Raw genomic sequence first — 25,827 nt, 5'->3', positions numbered from 1 at the left:
GCCGAAGGTCGCCTGGCAAAACCTGCCGCTGGAAAATGGCTACACCGCGCGAACCATTCCGCGCGAATATGGCGGCTACGGCGCCGAGCCCGACATCCTCAAGGCGCGGATCATCGCCGAGGAATTCGCGCGTGCGGGCGTGCCGGGCGGACTGTCCAACCAAGGCATCTCGATGCTGGTTCCAACCCTGCTCGAACTCGGCACCGAAGAGCAGAAGCGCCGCTGGATCGAACCCACGCTGCGCGGCGAAGTGGTCTGGTGCCAGGGCTATTCCGAGCCTGGCGCCGGGTCGGACTTGGCCAGTCTGCGCACCAGCGCCCGCGAGGAAAGCGGCCATTTCGTGATCAACGGCCAAAAGATCTGGACCAGCACCGCGCGCCAGGCCGACATGATCTTCTGCCTGGTGCGGACCGAGCCGGACGCGCCCAAGCACGCCGGCATTTCCTATCTGATCTTTCCGATGGACCTGCCGGGGATCGAGGTCCGCCCGCTCAAGACGATGACCGGACACGCCGAATTCAACGAGACCTTCTTCACCGACGTGCGGGTGCCGGTCGATCAGATTGTCGGGCAGCGCGGCCAGGGCTGGTTCGTCGCCAATGCGACGCTTGGCCATGAGCGCGGCATGCTGGGAGATCCCGATGCCCTGGAAAACCGGTTGCTGGCGCTGATCCGCCTGATGCGGGAAGAACAGGTCGGGCCGGCCCGCGCGATCGACAACCCGGTGCTGCGCGACCGCCTCGTCGCCCTCCAGGCGGAAGTCGCGGCGATGAAATACAATGGCATGCGGGTGCTCTCCAACCAGATCAAGGGCGAGGCCGGGGGCATGGCCAAACTTATTGTCAAGCTCCAGAGCTGCGAACTGGCGCACCAGATCTCGGCCCTGGCGATCGACGCGATGGGCGAAATGGGCATCCTCTATGCGGAAAGTCCGCGCCAGCGCGAAGGCGGTTCGTGGCAATGGAACTACATGTTCCAGCTGGGCCTGATCATCGGCGGCGGCACCGCGCAGATCCAGAAGAACATCATCGCCGAACGCGGCCTCAACATGCCGCGCGAGCCGCGCCCGGCGCCCGAACCTTCGTCCAGCCGGAAGGAAGCCGCCTGATGGATTTCGGTCTTTCCCCCGAACAGGAAATGCTCCGCGACACGGTCGGTCGCTGCCTCGCGGAAACCTGCCCGCTCGATCAAGTGCGCTCCTGCGTGGATGCGGGCAGCGCGGTCAGCGACCAGGTCATGGCCGCACTTGCTGACATCGGCCTGACCGGGCTGATGGTGCCCGAGGCGCATGGCGGGCTGGGGATGAGCCTGCTCGATGCGGCGGTGGTTGCCGAGCAGCTCGGCCGGACGGTGGCCCCGGCCCCGTTCCTGGCCCGCAGCGTACTCGCCCCGCTGGCGCTGACGTTGGCCGGATCGCCCGCGCAGCAGGCCCATTGGCTGCCCCGGATCGCGACCGGCGCAGTGCGGTTCGGCGTCGCAATCGCCGGTATCGTCGAGGAGCGCGACGGCGCGAAAGTCCGGGCCGAAGCCGGCGGACTGACCGGCACCGCACTGTTCGCGCTCGACTTTGCCGATGCGGACCATTTCATTGTGGCCGACGAATCGGGGCGGCTGCATCTGCTGAACGCCGCCGCGAACGGGGTCGAGCGAATTGCCTTGCACACCATCGATGCCACCCGCAGCGTCGGCGAATTGCAGTTGACCGGCGCAGTGGCCGAACCGCTTGCCGACGATGGTGGACTTGCGGCGCGGCGGCTGCTCGACGCCGGCCGGATACTGCTGGCCGCAGACAGCCTGGGCGCGGGAGAGGTTATGATCGAAAAGGCGGTCGCCTATGCCGGGGAACGCGAGCAATTCGGGCGGGTCATCGGCAGCTTCCAGGCGGTCAAGCACATGTGCGCGGAAATGGCCGCCCGGCACGAACCGTGCCGGGCGCTGGTGTGGTATGCCGCGCATGCTTTCGATGCCGCCCTTGGCGAGGCGGCGCTGATGGCCTGCCACGCCAAGTCGCACACCGGCGAGGTTCACCGTTTCGTGGCGCGAACCGCAACCGAGGTGCACGGCGGCATGGGCTTTACCGATCTGCTGGGCCTGCATTTCTGGTTTAAGCGGATGGGGTTCAACCGCCAGGTTTTGGGCGGGCCGGAGCGGGTCAGGGAAGAAGCGGCGCAGCTGCAGGGATTGACGACGGCGCAGTAGGACCGTCCGGGAGAGAAAACCATGACCGAGTGGAATTTCGGCGACATTCTGGATGCCATCGAACCGGTGCTTCCGCCAGCTGCCCCTGTCCTGATCCACGGTGACCGGAGTATCACCTGGCCGGAAATGGGCGGGAGGTCCAACAATCTGGCCCGCGCGCTGCGCGACCGGGGGATCGAGCCCGGGGCCAAGGTGGCCTTCTACATGCGCAACCGGCCCGAATATGGCGAGGCCATGGCCGCCTGCTTCAAGGCCCGGCTGACCCACGTCAATATCAACTACCGCTACAAGCCGGACGAGGTCCATTACATCTTCGACGATTCCGATGCCGAGGTGATCGTTTACAGCAGCGAATTCCGCGATTGCATCGACGAACTGAAAGAACGGCTCGGCAAGGTGCGGATCTTTGTCGAAATTGGCGATCCGGCGGCAATCGCGCCGTTTGCCGAACCCTATGAGGCGCTGGCGGCGCAAGGCGATGGTTTGCCGCTGGGCATCGCCCGTTCGCCCGACGACTTACTATTCATCTACACCGGCGGAACCACCGGCATGCCCAAGGGTGTGATGTGGCGCCACCATGACCTGCGCCAGGCGCAACTCGATTCCGCCAGCCTGCTTGGTCCGGCGCCGCAAGACATGGCCGAAGCCGTAGCGATGCTGGCCGCCGAAGGCCCGGGCCGGGTGTTCCTTCCGGCCTGCCCGATGATGCATGGCACCGGTCTTCTCTCTGCCCTGGGCACCATGATGACCGGCGGCTGCATCGTCACGCTCGAAAGCCCTTCGTTCGATGCAGAGGAGCTATGGCGTGCGGTCGAAAAGCACCGGGTGCAATCGATCGCGATTGTCGGCGATGCCTTTGCCAAGCCGATGCTCGCCGCGCTCGACAAGGATCCCGGGCGCTACGATACGACAAGCCTGATCTCGATCATCTCCTCTGGCGTCATGTGGAGCCGCGAGGTCAAGGACGGCCTGATCCGGCACATTCCCCAGGTCGCGCTGATGGACGCCTTTGGCGCCTCAGAGGGGCTGGGCTATGGGCTGTCGGTGACCACCGCGCTCGGTTCGGTCCAGACGGCCAAATTCGCGATCGGCGAGCATTGCGACGTATTCGACGAAAATGATGCCAAGGTCGAAGCAGGCAGCGGTGTTCCCGGTTTCATCGCCCGCAGGGGTGCCATACCCATGGGATATTACAAGGATCCGGAAAAATCCGCGAAGACGTTCCGGACCATCGGCGGCGTACGCTACTCGATCCCCGGCGACTGGTGCCAGGTGGAGGCAGATGGCAGCTTGACCCTGCTCGGGCGGGGCAGCGTCTGCATCAACACCGCCGGGGAAAAGGTCTATCCCGAAGAGGTCGAGGAGGCGCTCAAGACCCATCCCTCGGTGGCCGATGCCCTGGTGGTCGGCGTGCCCGACGAGAAATGGGGCCAGGCAGTGACCGGCGTCGTGGTCCTGGAAGGCAGCGCCGAGTTCGACGAGGCCGCCCTCAAGGCCCATGTCCGCCAGCAACTGGCCGGTTACAAGACTCCGAAGGCGGTCTTCCTGGCCGGGGTTGCGCTGCGCGCATCGAATGGCAAGGCCGACTATGCCGCCGTTCGGGCCTTCGCGATGAGCCAGGGCGCCGCGACGTGACCGGTACGCCTGGCGGCGATTGGGAGGCGCTGATCGTCGGCGCCGGGTTCAGCGGAATCTATCTGCTCCACCGTCTTCGCGAGGCCGGCATCGACGCCAGGCTTATCGATGCGGCCGAAGCGCCGGGCGGCATCTGGTACTGGAATTGCTATCCCGGCGCGCGCGTCGATTCACAGGTGCCGCTGTACGAACTGTCGCTGCCCGAACTGTGGCGCGACTGGACCTGGAGCGAACGCTATCCCGGATGGCGCGAGTTGCGCGCCTATTTCCGTCATGTCTGTGACCGTCTTGCGCTCTGGCCCCACATGGCCATGGGAACCCGCATGACCGGCGCGGCGTGGGACGAAGACCGGCGCAAGTGGCGGGTCGCGACCGGCTCGGGCGAAACGATCACCGCGCGCTATCTGCTGCCCTGCCTCGGCTTTGCGGCCAAGGCCCATGTGCCCGACATCGCCGGACTGGAAAGCTTTGCGGGCGAATGGCACCATACGGGCCATTGGCCGCAGCACGGGTTGTCCATGGCCGGGCGCAAGGTGGCGATCGTCGGCACCGGCGCGAGCGGGGTCCAGGTTGCGCAGGAAGCGGCAGCCGAGGCGGCACGGCTCACCTTGCTGCAGCGCACCCCGATCCTTGCGCTGCCGATGCGGCAGGAGGTGCTAACGGCGGAGCAGCAGGAACGGGAGAAAGGCGATTACCCGGCACTCTTTGCGGCCCGCCTTCGTACAAGCGGCGGATTCGATATGAACGGTGTCGAGACCTCCGCGCTCGACGTTGACGAAGCAGAACGCCGCTCCCTGTTCGAAAGGCAATGGCAGGCCGGTGGCTTGCGGTTCTGGTATGCCAATTTCGCCGACCTGCTGACCGACGAACGGGCCAACCGTCACGCCTACGATTTCTGGCGCGACAAGACCCGGGCGCGGATCGCTGATCCCGCCTTGCACGAGTCCCTGGCGCCGAGCGAACCGCCCCACCCCTTCGGCACCAAGCGTCCTTCGCTGGAGCAGAACTATTACGAGATCTTCTCGCAGCAGAATGTTTCGCTCGTCGATCTCAAGCAGACTCCCATCCAACGCATCGTGCCCGAGGGCATCCTCACCTCGCAGGGCCTGATCGAGTGCGACCTGATCGTGTTCGCCACCGGCTTCGACGCCGGCAGTGGCGGGTTGACCCAGATCGAGATCAGGGGCCGCGATGATCGCTGTCTTGCCGATGCCTGGCACCAAGGGGTCACCGCCTATCTCGGCTCGGCCGTCCACGGCTTTCCCAATCTGGCCTACCTGTACGGACCGCTCAGTCCCTCGGGCTTTTCCAACGGTCCGACGGCCGCGGAAATTCAGGGCGACTGGATGCGGGACTTCCTGGTGAAGCTGCGCGACGACGGTCTGACCCGATTTGAAGCGGAAGCCGAAGCGGAGCGCGAATGGACCACAAGCGTTGCCGCAATCGGGGCGATCACGCTCTTTCCCCGGGCAAAGTCCTGGTACATGGGCGACAACATTCCGGGCAAGCCGCGGCAGCTGATAAACTACCCGAGCGTGGTGGGTTACTTGAACATCATAAACGAGGTGGCGGCGAACGGATATCGCGGCTTCACGCTGGCGTGACGGGGGAACTGCAATTTATGAAATCGGCTGCATCCGATATTGTGCCGGAATGGGCGCCTGACCCGTCGGTTCTGCCAGACTGGTTCACCGAGGCCCTGGCTGTTCCGCGCGAGGAAGGTTTCGTCACGGTTGACGGCGTGCGCATGCATTACTTCCGCTGGGGAAATCCGGCCGCGCCGCCGGTGCTGATGACCCACGGTTTTCTCTCGCACGCGCGCTGCTTCGCCTTCATAGCCCCGTTTCTTGCGGCCGATTACCACCTTGTCGCCTATGACCTGTCCGGGATGGGCGACAGCGAGGTGCGCCCGGACTGCGACATGACCGCGCGTGGCCGCGAAATGATCGGGATTGCTAAAGCCTTGGGCCTGTTCGGCCAAGCCAGCAAGCCGATCGTCGTCGCTCACAGTTTCGGTTCCGCCGTTGCGTTGCGGGCGCTTGAACTCGCGCCGGACGCCTTCGGCGGGGCAGCGATCTGCGACATGATGATCCTGCGCCCCTCGGCGCTGGAGGAATACTGGAGCATGGGTCGGACCAGCCCCGGCTCGGGCGATCCCAACCGCCCGCATCGCCGCTATCCCGATTTCCCGAGCGCCCGCAAAAGGTATGTGTTGTCCCCGCCCCAGCCGGTGGGTGAACCGTTTCTCATGGATTACATGGCTTACCATGCCCTTTGCCGCGAAGGGATCGATTGGACCTGGAAGTTCTCTCCAGCCGTGTTCAAGCGCGACAATTCGCACCGCCTGTGGCTCGAGATCGGTCCGCGTGTGGTTGCCGCACCCGGCAGAAGGGCAATTATCCACGGCGCTGAGAGCCAGCTCTTCACATCGGATTCGCGCCGCTATCTCGATGAACTGGGAGGAGGCGACATCCCGGTCATCGCGGTTCCGGAAGCGCGGCATCACCTGATGCTCGACCAGCCATTGGCCTTCGCGGCGGCCTTGCGCGCTGTCCTTGAACAATGGTCAAAAAGTGACTGATCGTGGTGCGCGCCAATTCTATCGGATCCGGCGCGATCGACAGATGGCTGCCGGATTTGCCCGGCCGGGCGCACATCGAGAAACGCAGCTTCAGCGACAGCCAGGGAGGCCAGCATGAGTGATTCTGACCAAGCTCCAGAACCCAAACCAGCCGCAACGGTGCTGCTAGTCCGCGACCACCCCGAGTTCCAGGTCCTGATGGTGAAGCGTCATCACCAGATCGATTTTGCGTCGGGGGCTCTGGTTTTCCCGGGTGGCAAGACGCACAGCGGCGACGCCGACGAGCGCTGGAGGAGTCATGCGATCGGCTGGGACGATCTCGACCCGGTTCAACGGACCTTGCGGGTCGGGGCGATCCGCGAGGCGTTCGAGGAAACCGGGATCCTGCTGGCGCAAACCGCTCAGGGCGTACCGTTCGAGGATCCGTGTGACGCGGCGGTGCGAAGCGCGGTCGATGCTGGCGAAATCGCGTTCTTCGATGTCGTTTGCGAACTGGATGTTCGCCTCAGGCTGGACAAACTGGCCATCTTTGCCCGGTGGATTACCCCGACCATCATGCCCAAGCGGTTCGACACCTGGTTCTACGCCCTTAGCGCGCCGCCGGGACAGGTCGCGGCTTGCGATGGACGGGAAACCGTGGATGCGGAATGGATTTCGCCATCAGAGGCCATCCGGTTGGCGGCGTCGGGCGAGCGGACAATTATCTTTCCCACCCTGATGAACCTGAAGCTGCTCGCCGAGGCAGAGGGCGCCCAGGATTGCCTTGCGCGCGCACGGCAACGCAGGCTGGTGACGGTGCTGCCAGAGGTTGCGGTCGAGAACGGGGAACGGGTTCTGGTGTTACCGCCTGACGCTGGATATGGCGCAGTTTCGCAACCGCTGAAAGCGCTCGGAGCCTGAGTCAGGGCGAGCTTCTCGATCGACCGCTGCTCTGCCACCCGAATTTTGGACTATTCGCGGTTAGAGTTACGGCATGAAGGCATCGAATTTCACGGACGCGCAGAAGGCGTTCGTTATCAAGCAGGGTGAGGAAGGCACGTCACCGCCAGCCACACGCCGGTAGGACCAGCCTTCGTTCATTAGTACGCGAAGTGTCCGGAACAGGGGCGCCGCGCAACGCGGCGCGGGATCGAGCGTGTTTACATCTCCGCTCGGCCTGTCGCTCCAGCATTGACCCTGAGGGTGCAGGAAAAGGGCAGGAACTGTCGCCGACTTCTGTTTCGTCGAGCGCGAAATAGTCGAGCCTGTCGTTCGCGACGGTGTGCCGATCAAACCGCAAGTACCAGGCAGGCCCTGGCAAAGTTACTTGTCTTCTCTCGCTCTCTCTCTCTCTCTCTCTCTCTCTCTCTCTCTATATATATATATATATATGGCTAAGAGTCGGTTTCGAAACTCACGCTGACCGAGCCAATCGGCGGATCATGAGCATGGCGGCGGCAGCGTAGAGGAAGGCTGCGACGGATTTGAGGGTGGCTTTGACGTCCTTGGCGAGGCGCCGGTTTCGGTTGATCCAAGCGAAGAAGCGTTCGACCACCCAGCGCCGTGGCAGAACCACGAAGCCGGATTGGCCGGCGATCTTGCTGACGATTTCGACGGTGATGCTGGTCGCCTCGGTGACACGGTGATGATTATATCCGCCATCGGCCCAGACCTTCTCGATGAACGGGAAGAGGCCGCGCGAGATTTGCAGCAACGCGCCGCCGCCATCACGATCCTGGACATCGGCGGTGTGCCGCTCGACAAGCAGCGGCCTGCCGTCAGTATCGACCAGAGCATGGCGCTTGCGACCCTTGATCTTCTTGCCTGCATCATAGCCGCGCGGCCCGCCGCTCTCAGTGGTCTTGACGCTCTGACTGGCGATGATGGCTGCGCTTGGCGAGGCGTCCCTTCCGGCTCGCTGGCGGTCGAGCGCGACCAGCGCATGGTTCATCCGCTCGAACACGCAGTCGTCCCGGAACCGGGCAAACCAGCGGTAGACCGTCTGCCACGGAGGGAAGTCCTTGGGCAGCAGCCGCCATGCAATCCCGCCACGCAACACATAGAAGATTGCATTCAACACCTCGCGCATCAGCCATTGTCGCCGGCGTCCCGTCGCGCGCGCCTCGGGCAGAAAGACCTCAACCAGCGCCCACTCGGCATCGCTCAAATCCGTCTGGTAACGCTTCGAAACTCGCGTATGCTGCGCGCGGGTGGCTGGGGTCCTCATCAAGATCTCCGGGTTGTCTGCAAAACCCCGGAATCACAGGAACCTCAGCCGCTCAACCCCTTTCGAAACGGCCTCTAAATCTTAGTAATTTCGGCTTGCGGAGAACCCTGGACGGTTCAGTGTACATCGGAAGTCTAATCGAGAAACCCTATGCCTTCGGCTTTCAAAACTGCCTGGACTCGGTTTCGAACTTGTAACTTGCCGAATATCTTGTGTAGGTGCCATTTCACCGTATTCTCGCTGATGCGATGCCGGATGGCAATTTCACGATTGGAGAGGCCCTCCTTGACGCGGTGCAGGATGGCGAGTTCTTTCCTGGTCAGCGTCGGCACATCCACCTGTTTGGGCAAGCGTGACGTACGGACAACTTCTGTACGGTGGCCTGCGCCTAATGCCTGCTCGTCCGGGATCAGATTTATCAGCGCGGCGGTCGCCGATCCCAGCCTTTCCAGCGTCCTCCGCTCATCCAGCAGCGTGCGGAAGCACCGCTTCCGCAACGCGATGTCTACGGCATCCGCCACGATCTGTTCGGCAGGGGCCGTTCTCCCCGCCGCTGCGGTGGCAGCAGCAAGGCAAAGCATGGCAGAAATTTCTAGTCGACCCGAATGATTGCGGCGCGCATGCTCAAGCGCCACGATTGCTGATCGCCTGCACAAATGGAACTTTCCCTGCCGCAAGGCAATACGTGCCTCGCTGAGCGATGCGCGCGCGCGGAGAGCGGGGCCATGCGCCGTCAGGAAGGCGGGGTGATCGTGGGCGGGAAGCATGGCGACGGCGTCGTCCACGTCGGTCATCACCGCCATGTCGGCGAGAGCGATGCGCGCCAATGCATCAAGTCGCGGGAATGCGTGTTCGCTTGCAATTACGCGTGCCTCTTGCAGCAATTCTATTGCGCCCTGCCGATCGCCGCCGAGATCGATGAAAGCTGCCGCAGTGCGAAAGGCCAAGAATGTCAGATCGACCACCCCGTGGTGACGTACGAATTCCAGAACGTTCCCGATGCGGGAGCCTAGGGTGCCGAGCCGGTTCGCCTCGTAATCGATTTCAAGTTCCAGCAGGTCGAGCAGCTTGGCAGAGAAAGGCGTGGCGCGAAACTGCGCCTGCTCATCGTCGCGCGCATTGCGTAGCAGGTCCGCAGCCGAGCCCATGTGGCCCTGCGCAATTTCGCCGAAAATTATCGTGGCATGAAGCCAGCCAAGCGCGTAGCGATGTTCGGCGACCGTGTTGACTGATGCGGCCTGCCCCCTCAATTTCACGAGGTCATCAAACCTGTGTTCACTGGCGGCAATAAAGCTGAGGCAAGTTAATATCGCGCCCTGGCCCACAAGATCGGTGCCGTCATGCTGCTTGATCCAGAGTTCGCATCGACGCCTGGCCTCCGTCAGGTCGTCTGCGGTCGCCGCACCGACGGCAGCCACGAGATCGCGCCAACGTTGCAGTTGCAGCTTGGTCGAATCATCGGCCTGGACGCTGCTGGCAGCGTCTATGTCGGCAATCAGGGCTGCTGCCTGCGCTTGCCCGAGACTGAAAATCTGCGCCCACGCCAAGCCGAGGGCGATTGTGGGGGCATTATCCATTTCGGAGAAACTGGCCTTCCATAGCTGTATCTGCTCTACCTCTCCCTGCCGCAGCGCGATGTCCATTATGCTGCTGGACGCCATCTCGGTGGCTGTGTCCTTTTCACCTGCACGAAGATACAGGCTGATGCTCTCACGGCTGTTGCCGCTTTGTCGCTGCCATTCCGCGGCGTGGGCAAGACGCTCCGGATCCAGACTCCGATACTCGACCGCGTATCGGTGCTCGAGGAACTCACGAAGAAGTGGATGAAATTCGCAAGCGGACCGGTTCCTGTCCATTGGCCTAAGCAGCATCCGCTCCACGCACAGCTTCTCGATAAGCCTGGCGCCGTCGTTTCCACCGAATAATTGATCGAAATACTCGGCCGATACGGAGTCCAGGACCGAAGCCCGAATGCAGAATTCCCGCAATTCATCGGAAAGAGATGCAAGGATGGCGCTCCTGAAGTATCGATCGAGATCGCAGTCGCGCCCGGTGACTTTTCTAGAAACGAGGCGCTGATTCTGGGTTCCGGTCGAGGTGGCCGCCCGCAGCAGCAGGATCAGCGGCGCCGCCCAACCCCGGGTCCGCTCCCAAAGCGTAAGGAGATCGGCGTCGGAAACCGTACCGGCGCGCATCCCGCAGGCAACGGCCCGCGCTTCGTCGAGGCTGAAATTCAGCTTGTCGACCGTCACATCTTCGACCTGGCCCTGCGCGGCGACACGAGCAAAACCAATATCCGCCGTCATAGCCGCAGCGATCGCAACATTCGGCGGCGCGGCGAGCATCAGGTCTTCGATCCGGTCCGCCATCTCCGAATCACAGCCGATGTCGTCGATGCAGATTAGCAATCGGTACCCTTGACGATCAGCGGCATGGTCGAGCCGATCAGCCAAGGTCATCAGATTGCGCGGCCTTCGCTCGTCCATCGCCGAGAAAATGCTCTGCGTATTTTCAGCTGTCAGCAATTGGCCGTAGATGCGTTGCGCGAGCAAGTCAGGGTCGTAATCGGCGTGCTTGGCCGACACAAAGGCCGTCATCTCGCCGCGCTCACGGTGGGCGGCCCACAGCTGGGCCATTGCAACGCTTTTTCCGTGTCCCGGCGGCGCACGAAAGACATGGAAGCGCTTTGCCCAGTCGCTCGAGAGCAAGCGCGGGCGCGGGAGACTTTCCGCATGTAGCAACGTTATTCGATCAGCGACTGCGCCCATGGTCTTCACCCAACTCTCTGCTTGTGTTTACAACATGCAGCGTGGAAGGACAGACTGGAATGCCAATTTGCGATAGCGGGACATATCCGTGCGTGCGGGCTTGCACACATGCTGAGCGCCCGCAAGCCGACGTACCCGAAGGCCCTTATGGCCGGGCCGGAAAAAAGGTCAGGCGATAGCGTCGTTCAGCGGGACGGCGGGGTTCCCCAATCGTTCGACGTCGATGCGCGCGCCTGCGGCGATGAATTGCTTGCCCGACGCAAATTCCTGCGGCGAGTTGATCGCTTCCACGCAATGCAGGCGGTCTTCCTTCAAATGGAATATGCAAAAGCGCTGTGACGACGGCGCACCGCGCAGGACGGTTCGATCGCACTCGTTCTTTATGCCCGCCATTTGAAGCTTCAGGTCATATTGATCGGACCATTGCCAGGGTATTTCCTGCTTAGGCGCCGGCCGGCCGGTTATAGCAGCGGCCGCTTGCCGCGCCTGCTCCAGAGCGTTGGGCACACTTTCGAGGCGAACCTTTTGAAGCAGGTTCGGGACAGGGCGACGTGCGACGTCTCCGATCGCGAAGATCGCAGGATCGCTGCTCCGCGACTCGTGATCGACGATGATCCCGGTTTCGGTTTCAAGCCCGCCCTCGCGCGCGATTTCGTCGTTGGGGACCGCGCCGACACCGACCAGCGCCGCGTCACAGTCCAGCGTGCGACCGTCGCCAAGGCATATCCCCGTCAACCTGCCATCGCGCCCTTCGAAGCCGGTCACGGCGGTGCAGAGTTCGAACCGAACGCCATGTCGAACGTGGCAATCGTGGAAGAAGCTGGAAATTTCGCGGGATGCCACCCGCGCGAGCAGCCGAGACTCGCGCTCGATCACGGTGACCTCCGCGCCGAGCGCCCGGGCGGAGGCGGCTACTTCGAGCCCGATATAGCCGCCGCCGACGATGGCCAGGTGCTTCCCGCGCGCGAGGGCGACACGCAGCTGCTCGGCATCGACCGCCGTTCGCAGGCCGACGATCCCCGCGAGATCAGCGCCCGGCACGCTCAGCTGGACGGGGCGGGATCCCAAAGCGATGATCAGCTGGTCGTAGGAGATGCTCTCGCCGGACGTGAGCAGCACCTTTGTCGCTTGACGATCGAGTCTCTCCGCGCGCCGGGCCAACCGCAGGTCGATCGCAGCCTTCGCATAGAATTCGACGGGTTTCAGCGGCGTCGGGACGACACTCAAGTCGTCGCGCAGGGCCGCCTTCGACAAGGGCGGCCGCTGGTAGGGACCGATCGGCTCGTCGCCGACAAGGATGATCGAGCCCTCGAACCCATTCTGGCGAAGCAGCGCCGCGGCGGTGCCGCCGGCATGGCCTGCCCCGATGATAAGCACATCTGCGCTCGCGTCGGTCATGTTGATTTAGCCCCTATTCGGCTGCCCGCTGATGCGGAACTGCCACCTGCGTACGATGGGGGCTGTCTAAGATTCCCGAAGAATTGATAAACCATACTTAAGTTGGGTTGTTCGCTCCGTCACGAGTAATAGACGGGTCCGATGCACCGACCATAGGCCGGTTCGAGACACAGAAAAATGTGCCAATGGGAAAGGATCAGGCGATGAATGAGATCACAAGCAGAAGCCCGGGCGCCAGCGCCCCGGACCAATATGTCGATAAGAAGCGCTATCTTTGGGCGTTGTCCGTGGTCTGGCCAGCCGCACCACTGATCGGCCTCTATCTTGTCGATCGGACCGGGTGGAGCCTTTTCTACGGCTTTACGCTGGTCGTCTGGTACGGCGTCATCCCGCTGCTCGACGCCCTGTTCGGCAATGATCCGAACAATCCGCCGGAGGCAGCAGTCGCTCGTCTGGAAGCCGATCGATACTATCGTATCCTGACCTGGCTGACCGTGCCGGTACACTATGCGTCGCTGATCGGATCGGTCTGGTGGATCGCAACCCGGCCAATGGCCTGGTGGGAAGTTGTGACGCTGGCGTTGTCGCTGGGCATCGTCAATGGCCTCGCACTCAACACCGGGCACGAACTGGGCCACAAGAAGCAGACGCTCGATCGCTGGCTGGCCAAGATCGTGCTGGCGGTAGTCGGCTACGGGCATTTTTTCATCGAGCATAACAAGGGTCACCACCGGGACGTGGCGACGCCCGAGGATCCGGCAACGTCGCGGATGGGCGAGAATATTTACAAGTTCTCACTTCGCGAAGTTCCGGGCGCCTTCCTGCGCGCGTGGAAGCTCGAGAAGGTTCGGCTCGAGCGTGGTGGAAAGAGTGTCTGGAATCTGGGGAACGAGATCATCCAGCCGTTAATCCTTACAATTGCTGTCTACGGCTCGCTGCTGATCGCCTTTGGACCCGATCCCAAGTTGCTGGTGTTCCTGCCCATCCAGATGGCGTTCGGATGGTGGCAGCTGACGAGCGCGAACTATATCGAACATTACGGATTGTTGCGGGCAAAAATGGAGGACGGCCGCTACGAACGCGCCCAGCCGCGGCACTCCTGGAACAGCAATCACATCGCGTCCAACCTGATCTTGTTCCATCTTCAGCGCCATTCCGATCACCATGCGCACCCGACGCGCAGCTACCAGTCGCTTCGCGACTTCAGGGGCCTCCCGGAACTGCCTACCGGCTATCCCGGCATGTTCTTCATAGCGCTGATCCCGCCCCTCTTCAGAAAGGTAATGGACCCGCGTGTGATCGAATGGGCGAATGGCGATATCGACAAGATCCAGATCGATGCCGCCCACAAAAACGCGATCGTCCGCAAATACGGCACGCCGGCGCTGAGCGGCTAATTTTCCCGCGATTGGATTCGAACCAAGGGCGGCGCCAGAAGGCCGACTTCGCGGTTCCGATGTCGAGTGTGCAAATCGGTCGGAACGGGTCGCCGAAGAGGAGGCGCGCATTAGCGCCGCAACTTCGCTCGCTATCACACCAGTTATCGAACAGATTGGAAATAAGCTATTATGTCCCGGTATATTTGTCCCGACTGCAGTTATATCTACGATGAAATCAAGGGTGAGCCTCATGAAGGGCTAGCCCCGCACACCAATTGGGCCGAAGTTCCCGACGATTGGGCGTGCCCCGACTGCGCGGTTCGCGACAAGCCGGATTTCATTCGTCTCGCAGACGACGCGTCCAACTCGCCGCTGGCCGAACCAGCTGTCGGGGCAGAGCCTTTCGCCAAGTGGCACTGCGTGACCTGCGGACATGTCTATGACGAGGCTCTGGGCGATCCGGCGACCGGCGTCGCTCCTGGCACGCGTTGGGTCGACGTCCCCGCAGACTGGTATTGCCCCGACTGCGGAGCGACCAAGGAAGATTATGAGCGCCTTGATTTCTAATCGGTCTCACGGAGGCCGTTCCCGCGACCTTGAGTCCGTTCGCCGGACAGAGAAACTTTCGATGAACGCAATAGCCCACCGATCGGGGGAAAGTATGTTCGATTATATCATCGTGGGGGGCGGGTCAGCCGGATGTTTGCTGGCCGATCGCCTGTCGGCCAACCCTGAGACGAAGGTCTGCTTGCTCGAGGCAGGACCGCCCGATCGCAGCCCGCTGATCCACATGCCTATCGGAATAGCGCTTCTTTCCAAGAGCAAAACGCTCAACTGGGGCTATGAGACGGCGCCGCAGCCGCATCTCGGCAATCGCAAGCTGTTCTGGCCGCGCGGCAAGACGCTCGGTGGATCGAGCTCCATCAACGCAATGGTCTACATACGCGGGCACAGGCAGGATTATGATGCCTGGGGCGAGGCGGCCGATCCTATCTGGTCCTATGACAATGTCCTTCCCCTGTTCCGGGCGATGGAGGCGAACGAGCGGTTCGGCGCGAATCCCTATCATGGCAAAGACGGTGAATTGCACGTTTGCGATCTGCGGACGTCCAACCCTTTGAGCAAGGCCTTCGTCGACGCCGGACAGCAGATCCAGCTCGCGCAAAACGCCGATTTCAACGGCGAAACGCAAGACGGAGTCGGCTTCTACCAAGTCACGCAGCGCGGGGGACGTCGGTGGAGTTCCGCCAGGGCTTTCCTCTCAGAAGCCAAGAGCCGACCTAATCTGCGAATCATCACGAATGCACGGGCCACCCGCATCCTCTTCGAAGGCACTAAGGCCGTGGGCGTCACCTATGCCTCTGGAGTTCGTTTCGCCGACATTCGTACGCGCGGCGAGGTTATCCTTTCGGGCGGCGCGATAAACTCGCCGCAATTGCTCATGCTGTCGGGCGTTGGCGATGCGCAGGAGCTTCGCAATTTCGGAATTCCCGTGGTCGCCGATCGGCCAGAGGTGGGGAAGAATCTTCAGGACCATCTAGACATCACGATCATGCACAATGCCAATGATCGGACGCCGATTGGCATCGCGCCTTCGTTCCTGCCCCGAGCGATGGCGGGCGTCTTTTCCTATCTTTTCCGGGGACGTGGCTTCCTGACCAGCAACGTGGCGGAATCCGGCGGCTTCGCCCGGAGCTCGCCCGCGCAGGAGCGGCCCAACCTGCAATTCCATTTCCTCCCGACATTGCTCAAGGACCATGGGCGGCAGGTTGCGTTCGGTTATGGCTACACGCTGCACGTCTGCGACCTCTTGCCGAAGAGCCGCGGCCGCATCGGACTCAAGAGCTCGGACCCCCTTTCAGCCCCGTTGATCGATCCCGCCTATCTCAGCGATCCGCGGGACCTCGAAACCATGATAGAGGCCGTCCGGATCGGGAGAAAGATACTGGCGGCGCCGGCGTTGGCGGCGTATTCCAGGCGGGAGATCGTTCCCGGTCCGTCGGTGCAAAGCGAGGCGGACATCGTCGCCGACATTCGCGAGCGCGCGGAGACGATCTATCATCCGGTCGGAACGTGCCGGATGGGGCGCGACCCCCAGTCCGTGGTCGATCCCGCCCTGCGGGTGCGCGGGGTCGAGAGGCTTCGCATCGTCGATGCCTCGATCATGCCGAGACTCGTGGCCGGCAACACCAATGCACCCACGATGATGATTGCGGAAAGGGCCGCCGGAATCATCCTCGGCAGGACGAAGTTGGAGAACGGCGACGACCGCTAAGAACTTGCAACAGGATCGCCACGCGCGCCAGGCTGCACGCAAAGGAATGGCACTCTCTGAAAACGAGGGCGTCCTCGACACCCCCCGAATTAGGTTTCGTATTTTCCATCGAGAAGGAAAAACAAAAATGATTATCGTTGCTCGTAAAATTGCCAGGGCGAGGGCTGCACGCCTGTTGGGACTGGCGCTTGGGTCGAGCTTCTGCCTTGCCCAGCCGGCCCAAGGCGAAGAGGTATCTGATTCCGATCAGTGGACCGTCACCCTTAACGTCACGCAGGCTATCCTAGGGGAAGAAGCGTCTGACGTCACCGTCGCCGGCAATCCCTTGCCGGATGCCGGGGTGCGTATTGGCGATGCGACTACCGTAACAGCGGATATCGGATATTCTATCACGCGGGATATTGCGGCGAACTTGTTTTTCGGTGTTCCGGCTTCGGCGAAAATCGTCGGAGCCTGTTCGGTCGAGTCGCTCGGGACATTGGGCGAGACCCGCTACGGACCGGTTATTCTGTCCGCTCAATATCATTTCAACAGCCAGGGAGTTGTAAGGCCTTACGTAGGCCTCGGTGTCGGCAGGATCGTTTTTTTGGTAAGGACGACGGGGCATTGTCCGACTTCGATATAGAGGATCGCTGGGCGCCGGCGGGTCAGGCCGGGGTCCGCGTGAGGGTGGCCGACGGTTTGATGCTCAATGCGGACGCCAGATATGTTCCGTTTTCAACAGTTGCAGAGGGAGCGCTCGGTGGCGCGCCCGTGAGTGCCCGACTGAGGATAAGGCCCATTCTAGCCAACGTAGGGATCGCCTATCGATTCTAAACGTGGCTGCGCCTCGCTTCGATGATCGTAGAAGCGATCCGCGATCAATTAAAGGCTATCGCCCTTGTCGGGATCTTTCCAGATATTCAGAAAGGCCTGGCGCAGTGCTCTCGGGCGCTCCCGCTTTGGAAGCGAAGCGATCTCCAACTGCAAGCACTAGGCTGACGCACGTGTTGCGTCACTTGCTACAGGGCGCAAAATCCCAGCAATTATTACTGAAGATTCCGAGACATAGCTGTCAGCAACTACTTGATAGCGGCAGACCCCCGCTCTGAAATTCCCGAAAGTAGGCGGGCATAAATCGCATCGGCCTCAATTCGGAGCGACGGGAGGATTTCGATTGCGCGGGGCAACAGATGCAGCGTCGAAACCCGGCGTTTGCCTTCGATTGAACGCCGCACCATATATTCGGCTTTCTCAAGTTGATCGATCCCATGACCGACGCTGGCGCGCACCAGATCAAGGCACTTGGCAAGTTCGGTTTGGGTTGGTCCCGGCGAACGAAAAATATAGGCAACGGCGCGCCATTTCCTGCGCGAAAGACCGAATTTCGCCGTCGAGGCATCGAACAGTTTGCGCAGCTAGCGTGGCACCTCTTCGACCAGAAAGACGATTTCGTCGGACCCGGTCAAATAGCTATCGTTGCCGATCTTTTTTCAATAGGAGTGTGCCTTACCCGTCGAGCGGTCGATCGAAAGGATTTTACTGTAAGATGTCTTATCGTAAGAAGACTTCATGGAAAATGATGCAGTCGGGTTGACTGGCCACTGCGGCCACGCGATCGCCGCCACTGTCGAAGGCGCGCTCGATGGGATGCCGGTCATTCTCGCGCACGGCGGCGGGCAGACACGGCGGGCCTGGAAGAAGATTTCGACCCTGCTCGCCGGCCATGGCTTTCGTGCCATCGCCATCGATCTGCGCGGTCATGGCGACAGCGATTGGGCCAGCGACGGGGCCTATGAATTTGCCGACTTCGCGAGTGACCTGGTGGCCATTTCAGCAAAGCTGGATCGCAAGCCAGCGCTAATCGGTGCGTCGCTCGGCGGGCTCGCCGGGATTGTCGCTGAAGGGCAGCTTTCCCCCGGCAGCTTCGCGTCACTGACGCTGGTCGATATTACCCCGCAAATGGAAGCAACCGGGGTGGCGCGGGTTGTCGGCTTCATGGCTGCCCACGCGCGCGAGGGCTTTGCCTCCCCGGACGAAGCCGCGCGCGTCATTTCCGAATATCTGCCGCATCGCCCCAGCCGCAAAGCTTCGTCGGGTCTCGCCCATTACCTGCGCAAAAAGGCCGACGGGCGCTATTACTGGCACTGGGATCCAGCCTTCATCGATGGGGTCATGCGCCGTCGCGCACAGAACGGCGAAATGGGCGATCACGGACAGAGCGAACTCAGCAGTGCGGCGATGAAGCTGACCCTGCCGGTGCATCTGGTCAGGGGCGGTTCGAGCGATCTCGTCTCGCCGGAAGCGGTGGCGCATTTCCGCAAGCTGGTCCCGCATGCCGCCTATAGCGACATCGCCGATGCCACACACATGGTGGTCGGCGATCAGAACGATGTCTTTGGCGCGGCGATTGCCGACTTCCTGATCCAAACTCATGCTGCGAGCGATGCGAGATGACCAGCCGCACTGAAAGGCCCGAACTCACCGAACTGCGCAAGATGCTCCACGTCGCGCCGTTTCACCGCTGGCTCGGCCTCAATGTTGTCGATCTGACCGAGCGCGAGCTAATTCTCGAAATGCCATGGCGGGATGAGATCGTGTCCAATCCTATGATCGGGTCGGCGCACGGCGGCATATTGTCGGCGTTGATCGACCTGACCGGTCTCTACACCATCAACGCGCTGGGTGGCACCGCGCGGGCGACTGCCGACCTTCGCGTCGATTTTCACCGTCCTGCCACCTCAGGTCCGCTGCGCGCGATTGGCAGTGTCGTCAAACTGGGCAAGCAGTTGAGTGTCGCGGAAACCAGAATCGAGGATACAGCGCAGCGACTGCTCGCAAGCGGTCGGGGTGCCTACGTCGGCTGATTCTGCAAATCTAATCGGACATCCACGCGTCTTCATTTCCGACGAAACCATTCGACTGCGATGATTATAGCCGACGCAAATGCGCATGTTCCGGCGAGCGTTGGCTGTCCCTCGAATAGAATGGCTGCCGCGATAATAAGAGCAGCAGAAATGACATGATGACCAGCGAGGGGTCGCTGGCGACTGCCGCTGGCCAGGAGCTGTAGATCCCGGCGGTCGAGGCTGATCGGCAATCGGCCCGACCGCACGATCTTCTCCAGCTCTAACACGAGTTCGGGGGCATTCAGCGCTGCCCGCCCCAAAAGCGCGGTCGTGCGACGCGCCTTGTCACGCAGTTCTCCAAATCCGACGCGTTCGCGAAGCAATTGCCGGGCGATCGGGGCCAGTTCCGCGCCGATGTCGAACCGGGGCTCGATGCGCCGCACGAATCCTTCCGCCGTAAGCAGCGTGCGCAACATCAACGCGAGGTCTGGAGGTAGCGACAGCTCGAACTCCCGCAACAGCCGGAACACGTCGGAGAACACCTCGCCGAGATCGATCTGGTCAAGCACCGACACCTTGAACCGATCAATCAGTCCCGCAAGTGCACGGGCGAGTGCTTCACGATCGACGGGAGGATCGCCGGCCCACCGCAGGAGAATACCTGCCAGCGTGGCCGTGTCCTCACCCGCGATCGCGAGCGAAAGGTCCACGAGTTCGTCGCGGCGATGGGGCAGCAGTGTCCCGATGGCGCCGAAGTCAATGAAGACGACGGTGCCGTCCGTTTTGATCAGTATGTTGCCGGGATGGGGATCCGCATGAAAGCGACCGTTGATCACGATCATTTGCAAGACGGCCTGGGCGTAGGTTCGCGCCACTTGCGCCATGTCGATGCCCGCGGCGCGCAGCTGCTCCAGGTCGGTCGCAGGCAGGCCATCGACCCGCTCCTGAATATTGATGCTCCTTCCGCTGGCCTCCCAATCAAAGCGGGCCGTCTCCACGCCGAATCCGGCCAGGAATGCGCCAATCTCGTCGCTGGCGTTCCCTTCCGCTGAAAGATCCATCTCGCGGTCCAGGCTCTCGGCAAAAAACCGCAGGAGTTCATCGGGGCGCTGGCGGGCGATCGCGGGATTGACCCGCTGCGCCAGACGGGCAAGCCGCCGGAGCAGACGCAGATCGGCATCCACGATCTCCTCGATACCAGGACGCCTGATCTTGACGATTACAGGAACTCCATCCTTGCGCACTGCGGCGTGGACCTGCGCGATAGACCCTGCAGCAAGCGGCGTCTCGTCGAAGGATTCGAAACAGTCGGAGACCGGCGCGCCCAACGCCGTCTCGAGCGAATGCCGAACTTCGGCAAATGGCACGGCGGGCACGCGATCCTGCAAGGTCGCGAGCGCAGTAGTCCATTGGGGTGAGAGCATGTCGCTCCGCATTGCCAGAACCTGGCCGAACTTGACGGCGACAGGGCCGATCTCGCGGAGTGCAGAAACGACCGCTTCGGGTCGCGGAGGTGGCGCATCCCCGCGGGTCCGCCCGATACCGAGACTTGCCGAAAGGCCGTTCAGACCGTGTCTTCCAAGAATGCCGATCACCTGCGCCAGACGGCGACTGTCGCTTACTGTCGAGACTGGCGCATCAGGCATCGGAAAGCAGTCCACGGGCGTTTGCGCTCATGATCGCCAACACGTCGGCCAGAGCCTCTTTCTGTGCGGGCGACACACCTGCCCATAACTTCTCATGTGTCGCGTCAGCGGCGTTCCTGAGTTCGGGCAGGATGTTCTCGACCTTCCTCGTCAGGTCGAGCTGCCAGGCCCGCCCATCGCTCACATCGCGGCGGCGGATCATGTATCCCTGATCACATAATGCCGTGACAGCGAGACCAACCGTCGCCGACTCAAGTTCGAGCTGTCTGGCGATGTCCGATTGATTCAGCGATGGATCCTTGATGAGCTGGGCCAGCACCCTCCACTGAGTGCGGTTAAGCCCAACGGGCTGGGTGCGTTCGTCGAATGCTCTTCGTGCCGCCCGGCTGATTTCGTCCATCAGAAAAATGGCGCGATCATCGTCGTTTACGACGTTATCGAAACTGGGGCTCTTCGTCTGAGCAGTCATGAAAGGGAGATTACCTCAGGGCTAAAATTAGTAAAGGGCTTTCATATATTCGTGGAGAGCCTATGTGGCGTGAAAGCGTCAGGGGCGCAGCTACGGAGTGCAAGGGCAAATGGCCGAAGACATGGGACAGGCAATCGACGCCGAAGTCGACAAGGAAAAGGACAAGCCCAAGGCGCTCTCCAATCCAAAGGTTCGGCGCAGTCTGGTGCTCGTCGGCCTCATCGTACTGATCGCCGCCGGTATCTGGTACTACCGCAACGAGACATACGGACAGTATCAGCAATCGACCGACAACGCCTATGTTGCGGCCGACAGCGTGGTGGTCGCGCCGAAGGTGGCCGGCTATGTTGATCGCGTACTGGTGACGGAAAACCAGGCGGTGAGGGAAGGCGAGCCGCTCGTTCAGCTCGACATTCGCGACTATCGCGCGCAGTCGAACCAGGTCACTGCGCAGATTGCCGCGACATTGGCCGGCGCAGACACGGTTCGCGCCCAGCAGCGCGAACAGGATGCCGCCATCGATCAGGCCCGCGCGCAGCTCGCCGCGGCGATGGCGCAGGCGACGCTCGCAGGTGAACAGGTCGCCCGCTATCGCCCGCTTGCTGCGACCGGAGCCGAACCGCGAGAAAGGCTGGACCAGCTGCAGGCGCAGGCCCGCCAAGCGCAGGCTCAAGTCGCGGCGGCCAGGGCCGGGCTACTGGCGGCGCAGAGGCGACAAGATACTCTGCGCGCGCAGATCCAGCAGGCTGATTCACAGGCGAACGCTGCACGCGCGCAGCTCGAAGCCGCCCGTCTCAACTTGTCGGCAACGACGCTGCGCGCGAGCATCACTGGGCGGGTCGGCGATTTGACGGTTCGCGCCGGCCAATACGTCCAGCCGGGGCAACGGCTCATGAGCGTGGTCCCGACTGATCGGATTTTTGTGACCGCGAATTTTAAGGAAACCCAGCTTGGCCTGATCCGTCCAGGCCAGCCGGTCTCTCTGGAGATCGACGCACTTCCCGATCTCGAACTCGAAGGGCGGGTTGAAAGCATCGCACCCGGGACCGGTGCCGAATTCTCCATCTTGCCCCCGCAGAACGCCACCGGCAATTTCACGAAGATCGTCCAGCGAATCCCTGTTCGCATCTCGATACAGGCGACACCGGAGGTCCGGCGCTTGCTAATTCCGGGTATGTCGGTGGTGGCAACGGTCGACACCCGCGGCGCGAGGGACGAGCTCACCACGCTTGGCGCCCGGGCGCGTTGACGCACAATGGAAACGGCATTGCCCTCACGGATCGCCGGCTCCCCCGAGCGCGCCGACGCAACCGCCTGGATCGCGGTGGCAGCCGGTGCGCTTGGCGCGATGCTGGCCACGCTGGATATCTCGATCGTCAATTCTGCCCTGCCCACGATCCAGGGCGAGATCGGCGCGACCGGAACCGAAGGGACGTGGATTGCCACGGCCTTCCTCGTTGCCGAAATCATCATCATTCCGCTGAGCGCGTGGCTGGAACGGCTTTTCGGGCTTCGCACCCTGCTGATTATCGCGGTAAGCTCGTTCACCGCGTTTTCCGTTCTCTGCGGTATAGCGACGGACTTGACCACGATGATCATCGGGCGCGTCGGCCAAGGTTTTACTGGCGGAGCACTTATCCCGACGGCAATGACCATCGTTGCCAAGCGATTGCCGCCGTCGCAGCAGCCGATCGGCATGGCATTGTTCGGCATGACTGTGATCCTCGGACCCGTTATGGGTCCGTTGGTCGGCGGGTGGCTGACAGAGAATTTGAGCTGGCACTATGCCTTCTTCGTCAATGTGCCGATCTGCGCTTTGCTTCTTCTGTTGCTGTTCGTCGGGCTGCCGCATGAAAGGCCGAACTGGATCTATTTGCGCGAGGCCGACTGGGCCGGCATTCTGGGAATGATCCTTGGATTGGGCGGCCTGACCGTCGTACTGGAAGAGGGGCATCGCGAAGAGTGGTTTGAATCGGCGCTGATCCTACAGCTGACAATTATCACACTGATCGGTTTCGCGCTGCTGACGTATGGCCAGCTCTACGCGAGGAAGCCGGTTCTGAAGCTTCGCCTGATGTTGAGCCGACAATTCGCCAGCGTGGTGGTCATGGCCCTGGCGCTCGGCATGGTGATGTACGGCTCGACTTATGTGATCCCCCAGTTCCTGGCTATTATCTCCGACTACAATGCGCTGCAAACGGGGCTGGTTATCTTCTGGATGGGCGTACCTGCCTTCCTTCTGATGCCCGTTCTGCCGTTCATGATCCGAAGGATTCACATCCGCATCGCCGTAGGGGCCGGGATGCTGATCATGGCGCTCAGCTGTTTCATCTCGATCAACCTGACCGCCGAATCAGGCGGCGGCGTCTTTACAGAAAGCCAGTTCCTGCGCGGCATCGGCATGATCCTGACCATGATGTTCCTCAATCAGGCTACCGTAGCCTCTGTGGCCAAGGAAGATGCCGGTGACGCGTCCGGCATCTTCAACGCCGCACGCAACCTCGGCGGCTCGTTCGCCCTCGCGGGGCTCGCATCGTTTCAGGACCAGCGGTTGTGGCATCACAGCAGGCGGATGGAAGAAACGCTCAATGCGAACAGCGGGCGGTTACAGGACTATCTCGATGGCCTCGCTGCATCGCTGGGCAGCCCGCAAGCGGCCCTGCAAACGCTCTCGACCACCATCCAGCGGGAAGCGTTTGTGATGACCTACAACGACGTGTTCTTCGCCATGGGGGCGATCACGCTCGCAACCGTTCCACTGGTGATGTTTCTTCGGGCGCTGCCCAAGAACGTCTCGCTTTCGATGCATTGAGAATGTTATGCGCAAGCTGATTCCGCTCCTTTCCACTTTTGCTCTTCTCGGAGCATGCACCGCCGGTCCCGATTATGCCGGACCGCCTATGGTCAAGACGGTCGGGGCCGATGGCTTTGTGCGGGCCGGTTCCGATGTGGACTCGCAAGCGCCGGTCGCCAGCGACTGGTGGTTGCTGCTGGGCGATCCGGTGCTCAATGATCTGGAAGCCCGCGCGCTTGCCGGAAACCCCGGTGTTGCCGCCGCGCGCGCCAGGATCGATCAGGCGCGCGCCTCATTGTGGCAGGAGCGCGCCAACCGGCTTCCGTCGGCGGCTGCGCAAGCGACCACGATACAAGCCCGGGTGCCTGGTCTGGACCTCCAGAGCGGCCCGCCGGCGGGAAGCCCGGACGCGCCCAGCCAAGACGGTGATCAGGACACGTTGAGCGTCTACAACGTGGGACTGAATGCGAACTGGGAGATAGACTTTGCCGGAGGGCAGATAAGGCGCATCGAAGCCGCCAATGCGCAGGCTGCCGCGAGCGTCGCCAACGCGGAGGATGCGCAGGTCCAGCTCGCAGCAGAAGTCGCGAGGGCTTACGTCGGTCTCCGGGAGGCCCAGGCGCGACTCAACCTTGTCGAGCAGCAACGTGAATTGCAGCAGCAGACCCTTGAGCTCACGTATCAGAGGTACACGCAAGGCGCTCTTGCCTTGTTTCCCGTCGGCAACGCAAATGCCGAACTCGAACTTTTGAAGTCGCAGATCGCAGAAGCGACCGCGGATATCGCGGTCCTGAAAGACACCTTGGCGGTTCTCACCGGGGAAGCACCCGGCAGTCTCGACCAGCTATTGTCGAAAGCCTCGGCCATCCCTCTCCCGCCGGCGCGCGTGGCCGTGGGCGACCCTGCCGCGCTGATCGCCCGAAGGCCCGACATTCGCGCCGCCGAGCGGACGCTTGCGGCAGCCAATGCCCGGATCGGAGTGGCCGAAGCGGCTCGATTCCCGAAGCTTTCCTTCATGGGCATTCTTGGCCTCGGAGGCACGCAGCCCGATGACATCTTCGATCTTGGCAATCTCTCGGCAATAGCCTTGCCCCAGTTGCAGTGGAACCTGCTTGATTTCGGGCGTACCGCAGCTTCGGTCGACCAGGCCGAAGCCGGGCGCGAGGAGGCGCTCCAACGCTACCGCGAGATCGTTCTGCGCGCACTCCAGGATGCCGAGCAATCGCTCGCCCGATTTGGTCAGCAACGCGCCAACGTTGCTGCGCTGGCGCAGATCAAGCGGCAGGCCGACACGGCCGCCGAACTCGACCAACAACGGTACAACGCGGGGGCGATATCGTTGGTCGATCTCAACACCTCGCTGCGGCAGCGACAGCAGGCGACGGCGGACTTGAATCGCTCAATGGCTGCGATGACCAACAGTTGGATCGCGATCCAAAAGTCGCTCGGATTGGGTTGGAGCGAAAGCAATGATGCGATGCCCCACCCATAGGTGACCATCCGAAGGTCATCTCGGGTCGCGGCCGCTCTTGGTGGGGTTTCCGATTCTATGGACCGGCTATGCCACGGCGAAGGTCGATTGGCTGGTCCGCCTGGGTAAAAGAGTCGCGCGGCACTGGTACCGATACGTTTATCGGCGAAAGATTGTG

At 62.0% G+C, this 25,827-nt stretch carries 23 protein-coding genes; 17 read left to right on the top strand and 6 right to left on the bottom strand.

Annotation, left to right across the window (positions count from 1 at the left end; all coding sequences use genetic code 11):
* The 6 genes from AX735_RS17095 to AX735_RS17070 all read left to right on the top strand — a co-directional run.
* Window positions 1–1,108 (top strand): acyl-CoA dehydrogenase family protein (locus tag AX735_RS17095; protein WP_066282639.1); only part of this gene is annotated, 1,108 nt, incomplete at its 5' end.
* A complete protein-coding gene (locus tag AX735_RS17090; RefSeq protein ID WP_060980179.1) occupies window positions 1,108–2,199 on the top strand; it encodes an acyl-CoA dehydrogenase family protein in 1,092 nt (363 codons plus the stop codon). The genes AX735_RS17095 and AX735_RS17090, both read left to right, overlap by 1 nt.
* 21 nt (window positions 2,200–2,220) lie before the next feature.
* Window positions 2,221–3,834 (top strand): acyl-CoA synthetase, encoded by a 1,614-nt coding sequence (locus tag AX735_RS17085; RefSeq protein ID WP_060980180.1) that lies wholly within the window; start codon window positions 2,221–2,223, stop codon window positions 3,832–3,834.
* Window positions 3,831–5,438 (top strand): flavin-containing monooxygenase, encoded by a 1,608-nt coding sequence (locus AX735_RS17080; RefSeq protein ID WP_060980181.1) that lies wholly within the window; start codon window positions 3,831–3,833, stop codon window positions 5,436–5,438. Before AX735_RS17085 ends, AX735_RS17080 begins: the two co-directional genes overlap by 4 nt.
* A gap of 17 nt (window positions 5,439–5,455) precedes the next feature.
* Window positions 5,456–6,415: an alpha/beta fold hydrolase gene (locus tag AX735_RS17075; protein ID WP_060980182.1), complete on the top strand. Its 960-nt coding sequence runs from the start codon at window positions 5,456–5,458 to the stop codon at window positions 6,413–6,415.
* 114 nt (window positions 6,416–6,529) lie between these two features.
* Complete coding sequence (locus AX735_RS17070; RefSeq protein ID WP_060980183.1) at window positions 6,530–7,315, top strand: NUDIX hydrolase; 786 nt, start codon at window positions 6,530–6,532, stop codon at window positions 7,313–7,315.
* 493 nt (window positions 7,316–7,808) lie between these two features.
* On the opposite strand, the gene AX735_RS17065 is transcribed toward AX735_RS17070, so the two are convergent.
* From AX735_RS17065 to AX735_RS17055, 3 genes are all read right to left on the bottom strand, one after another.
* Window positions 7,809–8,621: an IS5 family transposase gene (locus tag AX735_RS17065; protein ID WP_060980184.1), complete on the bottom strand. Its 813-nt coding sequence runs from the start codon at window positions 8,619–8,621 to the stop codon at window positions 7,809–7,811.
* Window positions 8,622–8,755: 134 nt separating this feature from the next.
* On the bottom strand, window positions 8,756–11,389 hold the full coding sequence (locus AX735_RS17060; RefSeq protein WP_081097064.1) for a LuxR C-terminal-related transcriptional regulator: 2,634 nt from the start codon (window positions 11,387–11,389) through the stop codon (window positions 8,756–8,758).
* A 168-nt stretch (window positions 11,390–11,557) separates the two neighbouring features.
* Complete coding sequence (locus tag AX735_RS17055; protein WP_066114744.1) at window positions 11,558–12,787, bottom strand: NAD(P)/FAD-dependent oxidoreductase; 1,230 nt, start codon at window positions 12,785–12,787, stop codon at window positions 11,558–11,560.
* 203 nt (window positions 12,788–12,990) lie between these two features.
* Here AX735_RS17055 and AX735_RS17050 point away from each other — a divergent pair, with 203 nt between their 5' ends.
* The 5 genes from AX735_RS17050 (at window position 12,991) to AX735_RS26965 (ending at window position 17,257) form a co-directional block, all read left to right on the top strand.
* On the top strand, window positions 12,991–14,184 hold the full coding sequence (locus AX735_RS17050; RefSeq protein WP_066044402.1) for an alkane 1-monooxygenase: 1,194 nt from the start codon (window positions 12,991–12,993) through the stop codon (window positions 14,182–14,184).
* A 171-nt stretch (window positions 14,185–14,355) separates the two neighbouring features.
* Window positions 14,356–14,733 carry a rubredoxin gene (locus tag AX735_RS26970; RefSeq protein ID WP_081097063.1) on the top strand — a complete coding sequence of 126 codons (378 nt, stop codon included), beginning with the start codon at window positions 14,356–14,358 and terminating at the stop codon, window positions 14,731–14,733.
* A 94-nt stretch (window positions 14,734–14,827) separates the two neighbouring features.
* The gene (locus AX735_RS17040) at window positions 14,828–16,441 is read left to right on the top strand and encodes a GMC family oxidoreductase (protein WP_066044369.1); all 1,614 of its coding nucleotides are present in this window, start codon (window positions 14,828–14,830) and stop codon (window positions 16,439–16,441) included.
* 46 nt (window positions 16,442–16,487) lie between these two features.
* The gene (locus AX735_RS26030; RefSeq protein ID WP_196490545.1) at window positions 16,488–17,066 is read left to right on the top strand and encodes an OmpW/AlkL family protein; all 579 of its coding nucleotides are present in this window, start codon (window positions 16,488–16,490) and stop codon (window positions 17,064–17,066) included.
* A gap of 38 nt (window positions 17,067–17,104) precedes the next feature.
* Entirely contained in the window at window positions 17,105–17,257 is a 153-nt protein-coding gene (locus AX735_RS26965; RefSeq protein ID WP_353611415.1) for an OmpW family outer membrane protein, read from the top strand.
* A gap of 245 nt (window positions 17,258–17,502) precedes the next feature.
* Here AX735_RS26965 and AX735_RS26960 read toward each other — a convergent pair whose 3' ends face one another.
* Entirely contained in the window at window positions 17,503–17,766 is a 264-nt protein-coding gene (locus AX735_RS26960; RefSeq protein WP_353611412.1) for a hypothetical protein, read from the bottom strand.
* Here AX735_RS26960 and AX735_RS26465 point away from each other — a divergent pair.
* The 3 genes from AX735_RS26465 to AX735_RS17025 are packed head-to-tail and all read left to right on the top strand — an operon-like array spanning window position 17,692 to window position 19,287.
* Complete coding sequence (locus AX735_RS26465) at window positions 17,692–18,003, top strand: hypothetical protein (RefSeq protein ID WP_231725686.1); 312 nt, start codon at window positions 17,692–17,694, stop codon at window positions 18,001–18,003. The genes AX735_RS26960 and AX735_RS26465 overlap by 75 nt on opposite strands.
* Entirely contained in the window at window positions 17,993–18,877 is an 885-nt protein-coding gene (locus AX735_RS17030; protein WP_066044372.1) for an alpha/beta fold hydrolase, read from the top strand. Before AX735_RS26465 ends, AX735_RS17030 begins: the two co-directional genes overlap by 11 nt.
* Complete coding sequence (locus tag AX735_RS17025; RefSeq protein WP_066044374.1) at window positions 18,874–19,287, top strand: hotdog fold thioesterase; 414 nt, start codon at window positions 18,874–18,876, stop codon at window positions 19,285–19,287. Before AX735_RS17030 ends, AX735_RS17025 begins: the two co-directional genes overlap by 4 nt.
* 32 nt (window positions 19,288–19,319) lie before the next feature.
* On the opposite strand, the gene AX735_RS17020 is transcribed toward AX735_RS17025, so the two are convergent.
* Both AX735_RS17020 and AX735_RS17015 read right to left on the bottom strand, forming a co-directional pair.
* The gene (locus AX735_RS17020; RefSeq protein ID WP_066044377.1) at window positions 19,320–20,915 is read right to left on the bottom strand and encodes an ABC1 kinase family protein; all 1,596 of its coding nucleotides are present in this window, start codon (window positions 20,913–20,915) and stop codon (window positions 19,320–19,322) included.
* Window positions 20,908–21,384 carry a MarR family winged helix-turn-helix transcriptional regulator gene (locus AX735_RS17015; RefSeq protein ID WP_066044379.1) on the bottom strand — a complete coding sequence of 159 codons (477 nt, stop codon included), beginning with the start codon at window positions 21,382–21,384 and terminating at the stop codon, window positions 20,908–20,910. The genes AX735_RS17020 and AX735_RS17015 overlap by 8 nt, the downstream gene beginning before the upstream one ends.
* Window positions 21,385–21,493: 109 nt before the next feature.
* Here AX735_RS17015 and AX735_RS17010 point away from each other — a divergent pair, with 109 nt between their 5' ends.
* From AX735_RS17010 to AX735_RS17000, 3 genes are read left to right on the top strand one after another with little or no spacing between them, the layout of a single operon-like run.
* Window positions 21,494–22,633: an HlyD family secretion protein gene (locus tag AX735_RS17010; protein WP_081097062.1), complete on the top strand. Its 1,140-nt coding sequence runs from the start codon at window positions 21,494–21,496 to the stop codon at window positions 22,631–22,633.
* Window positions 22,634–22,639: 6 nt separating this feature from the next.
* Window positions 22,640–24,196 (top strand): MDR family MFS transporter, encoded by a 1,557-nt coding sequence (locus AX735_RS17005; protein WP_066044381.1) that lies wholly within the window; start codon window positions 22,640–22,642, stop codon window positions 24,194–24,196.
* A 7-nt stretch (window positions 24,197–24,203) separates the two neighbouring features.
* Window positions 24,204–25,670, top strand: coding sequence for an efflux transporter outer membrane subunit (locus tag AX735_RS17000; RefSeq protein WP_066044384.1), 1,467 nt, complete (start codon window positions 24,204–24,206; stop codon window positions 25,668–25,670).
* Window positions 25,671–25,827 lie beyond the last annotated feature (157 nt).

Source organism: Blastomonas sp. CCH1-A6, assembly GCF_001556365.1.
In the GTDB taxonomy this organism is placed as follows: domain Bacteria; phylum Pseudomonadota; class Alphaproteobacteria; order Sphingomonadales; family Sphingomonadaceae; genus Blastomonas; species Blastomonas ursincola.
Note: the sequence above shows the minus strand (reverse complement) of the source record. Positions and strands in the feature narration are given on the sequence as shown.

Excerpts from the sequence above, each read along its gene's own strand:
- AX735_RS17090 (WP_060980179.1), top strand. The coding sequence starts at position 1,108 with ATGGATTTCGGTCTTTCCCCCGAACAGGAAATGCTCCGCGACACGGTC.
- AX735_RS17085 (WP_060980180.1), top strand. The coding sequence starts at position 2,221 with ATGACCGAGTGGAATTTCGGCGACATTCTGGATGCCATCGAACCGGTG.
- AX735_RS17075 (WP_060980182.1), top strand. The coding sequence starts at position 5,456 with ATGAAATCGGCTGCATCCGATATTGTGCCGGAATGGGCGCCTGACCCG.
- AX735_RS17070 (WP_060980183.1), top strand. The coding sequence starts at position 6,530 with ATGAGTGATTCTGACCAAGCTCCAGAACCCAAACCAGCCGCAACGGTG.
- AX735_RS17065 (WP_060980184.1), bottom strand. The coding sequence starts at position 8,621 with ATGAGGACCCCAGCCACCCGCGCGCAGCATACGCGAGTTTCGAAGCGT.
- AX735_RS17060 (WP_081097064.1), bottom strand. The coding sequence starts at position 11,389 with ATGGGCGCAGTCGCTGATCGAATAACGTTGCTACATGCGGAAAGTCTC.
- AX735_RS17055 (WP_066114744.1), bottom strand. The coding sequence starts at position 12,787 with ATGACCGACGCGAGCGCAGATGTGCTTATCATCGGGGCAGGCCATGCC.
- AX735_RS17050 (WP_066044402.1), top strand. The coding sequence starts at position 12,991 with ATGAATGAGATCACAAGCAGAAGCCCGGGCGCCAGCGCCCCGGACCAA.
- AX735_RS26970 (WP_081097063.1), top strand. The coding sequence starts at position 14,356 with ATGTCCCGGTATATTTGTCCCGACTGCAGTTATATCTACGATGAAATC.
- AX735_RS17040 (WP_066044369.1), top strand. The coding sequence starts at position 14,828 with ATGTTCGATTATATCATCGTGGGGGGCGGGTCAGCCGGATGTTTGCTG.
- AX735_RS26030 (WP_196490545.1), top strand. The coding sequence starts at position 16,488 with ATGGCACTCTCTGAAAACGAGGGCGTCCTCGACACCCCCCGAATTAGG.
- AX735_RS26465 (WP_231725686.1), top strand. The coding sequence starts at position 17,692 with ATGACCGACGCTGGCGCGCACCAGATCAAGGCACTTGGCAAGTTCGGT.
- AX735_RS17030 (WP_066044372.1), top strand. The coding sequence starts at position 17,993 with ATGGAAAATGATGCAGTCGGGTTGACTGGCCACTGCGGCCACGCGATC.
- AX735_RS17025 (WP_066044374.1), top strand. The coding sequence starts at position 18,874 with ATGACCAGCCGCACTGAAAGGCCCGAACTCACCGAACTGCGCAAGATG.
- AX735_RS17020 (WP_066044377.1), bottom strand. The coding sequence starts at position 20,915 with ATGCCTGATGCGCCAGTCTCGACAGTAAGCGACAGTCGCCGTCTGGCG.
- AX735_RS17015 (WP_066044379.1), bottom strand. The coding sequence starts at position 21,384 with ATGACTGCTCAGACGAAGAGCCCCAGTTTCGATAACGTCGTAAACGAC.
- AX735_RS17010 (WP_081097062.1), top strand. The coding sequence starts at position 21,494 with ATGGCCGAAGACATGGGACAGGCAATCGACGCCGAAGTCGACAAGGAA.
- AX735_RS17005 (WP_066044381.1), top strand. The coding sequence starts at position 22,640 with ATGGAAACGGCATTGCCCTCACGGATCGCCGGCTCCCCCGAGCGCGCC.
- AX735_RS17000 (WP_066044384.1), top strand. The coding sequence starts at position 24,204 with ATGCGCAAGCTGATTCCGCTCCTTTCCACTTTTGCTCTTCTCGGAGCA.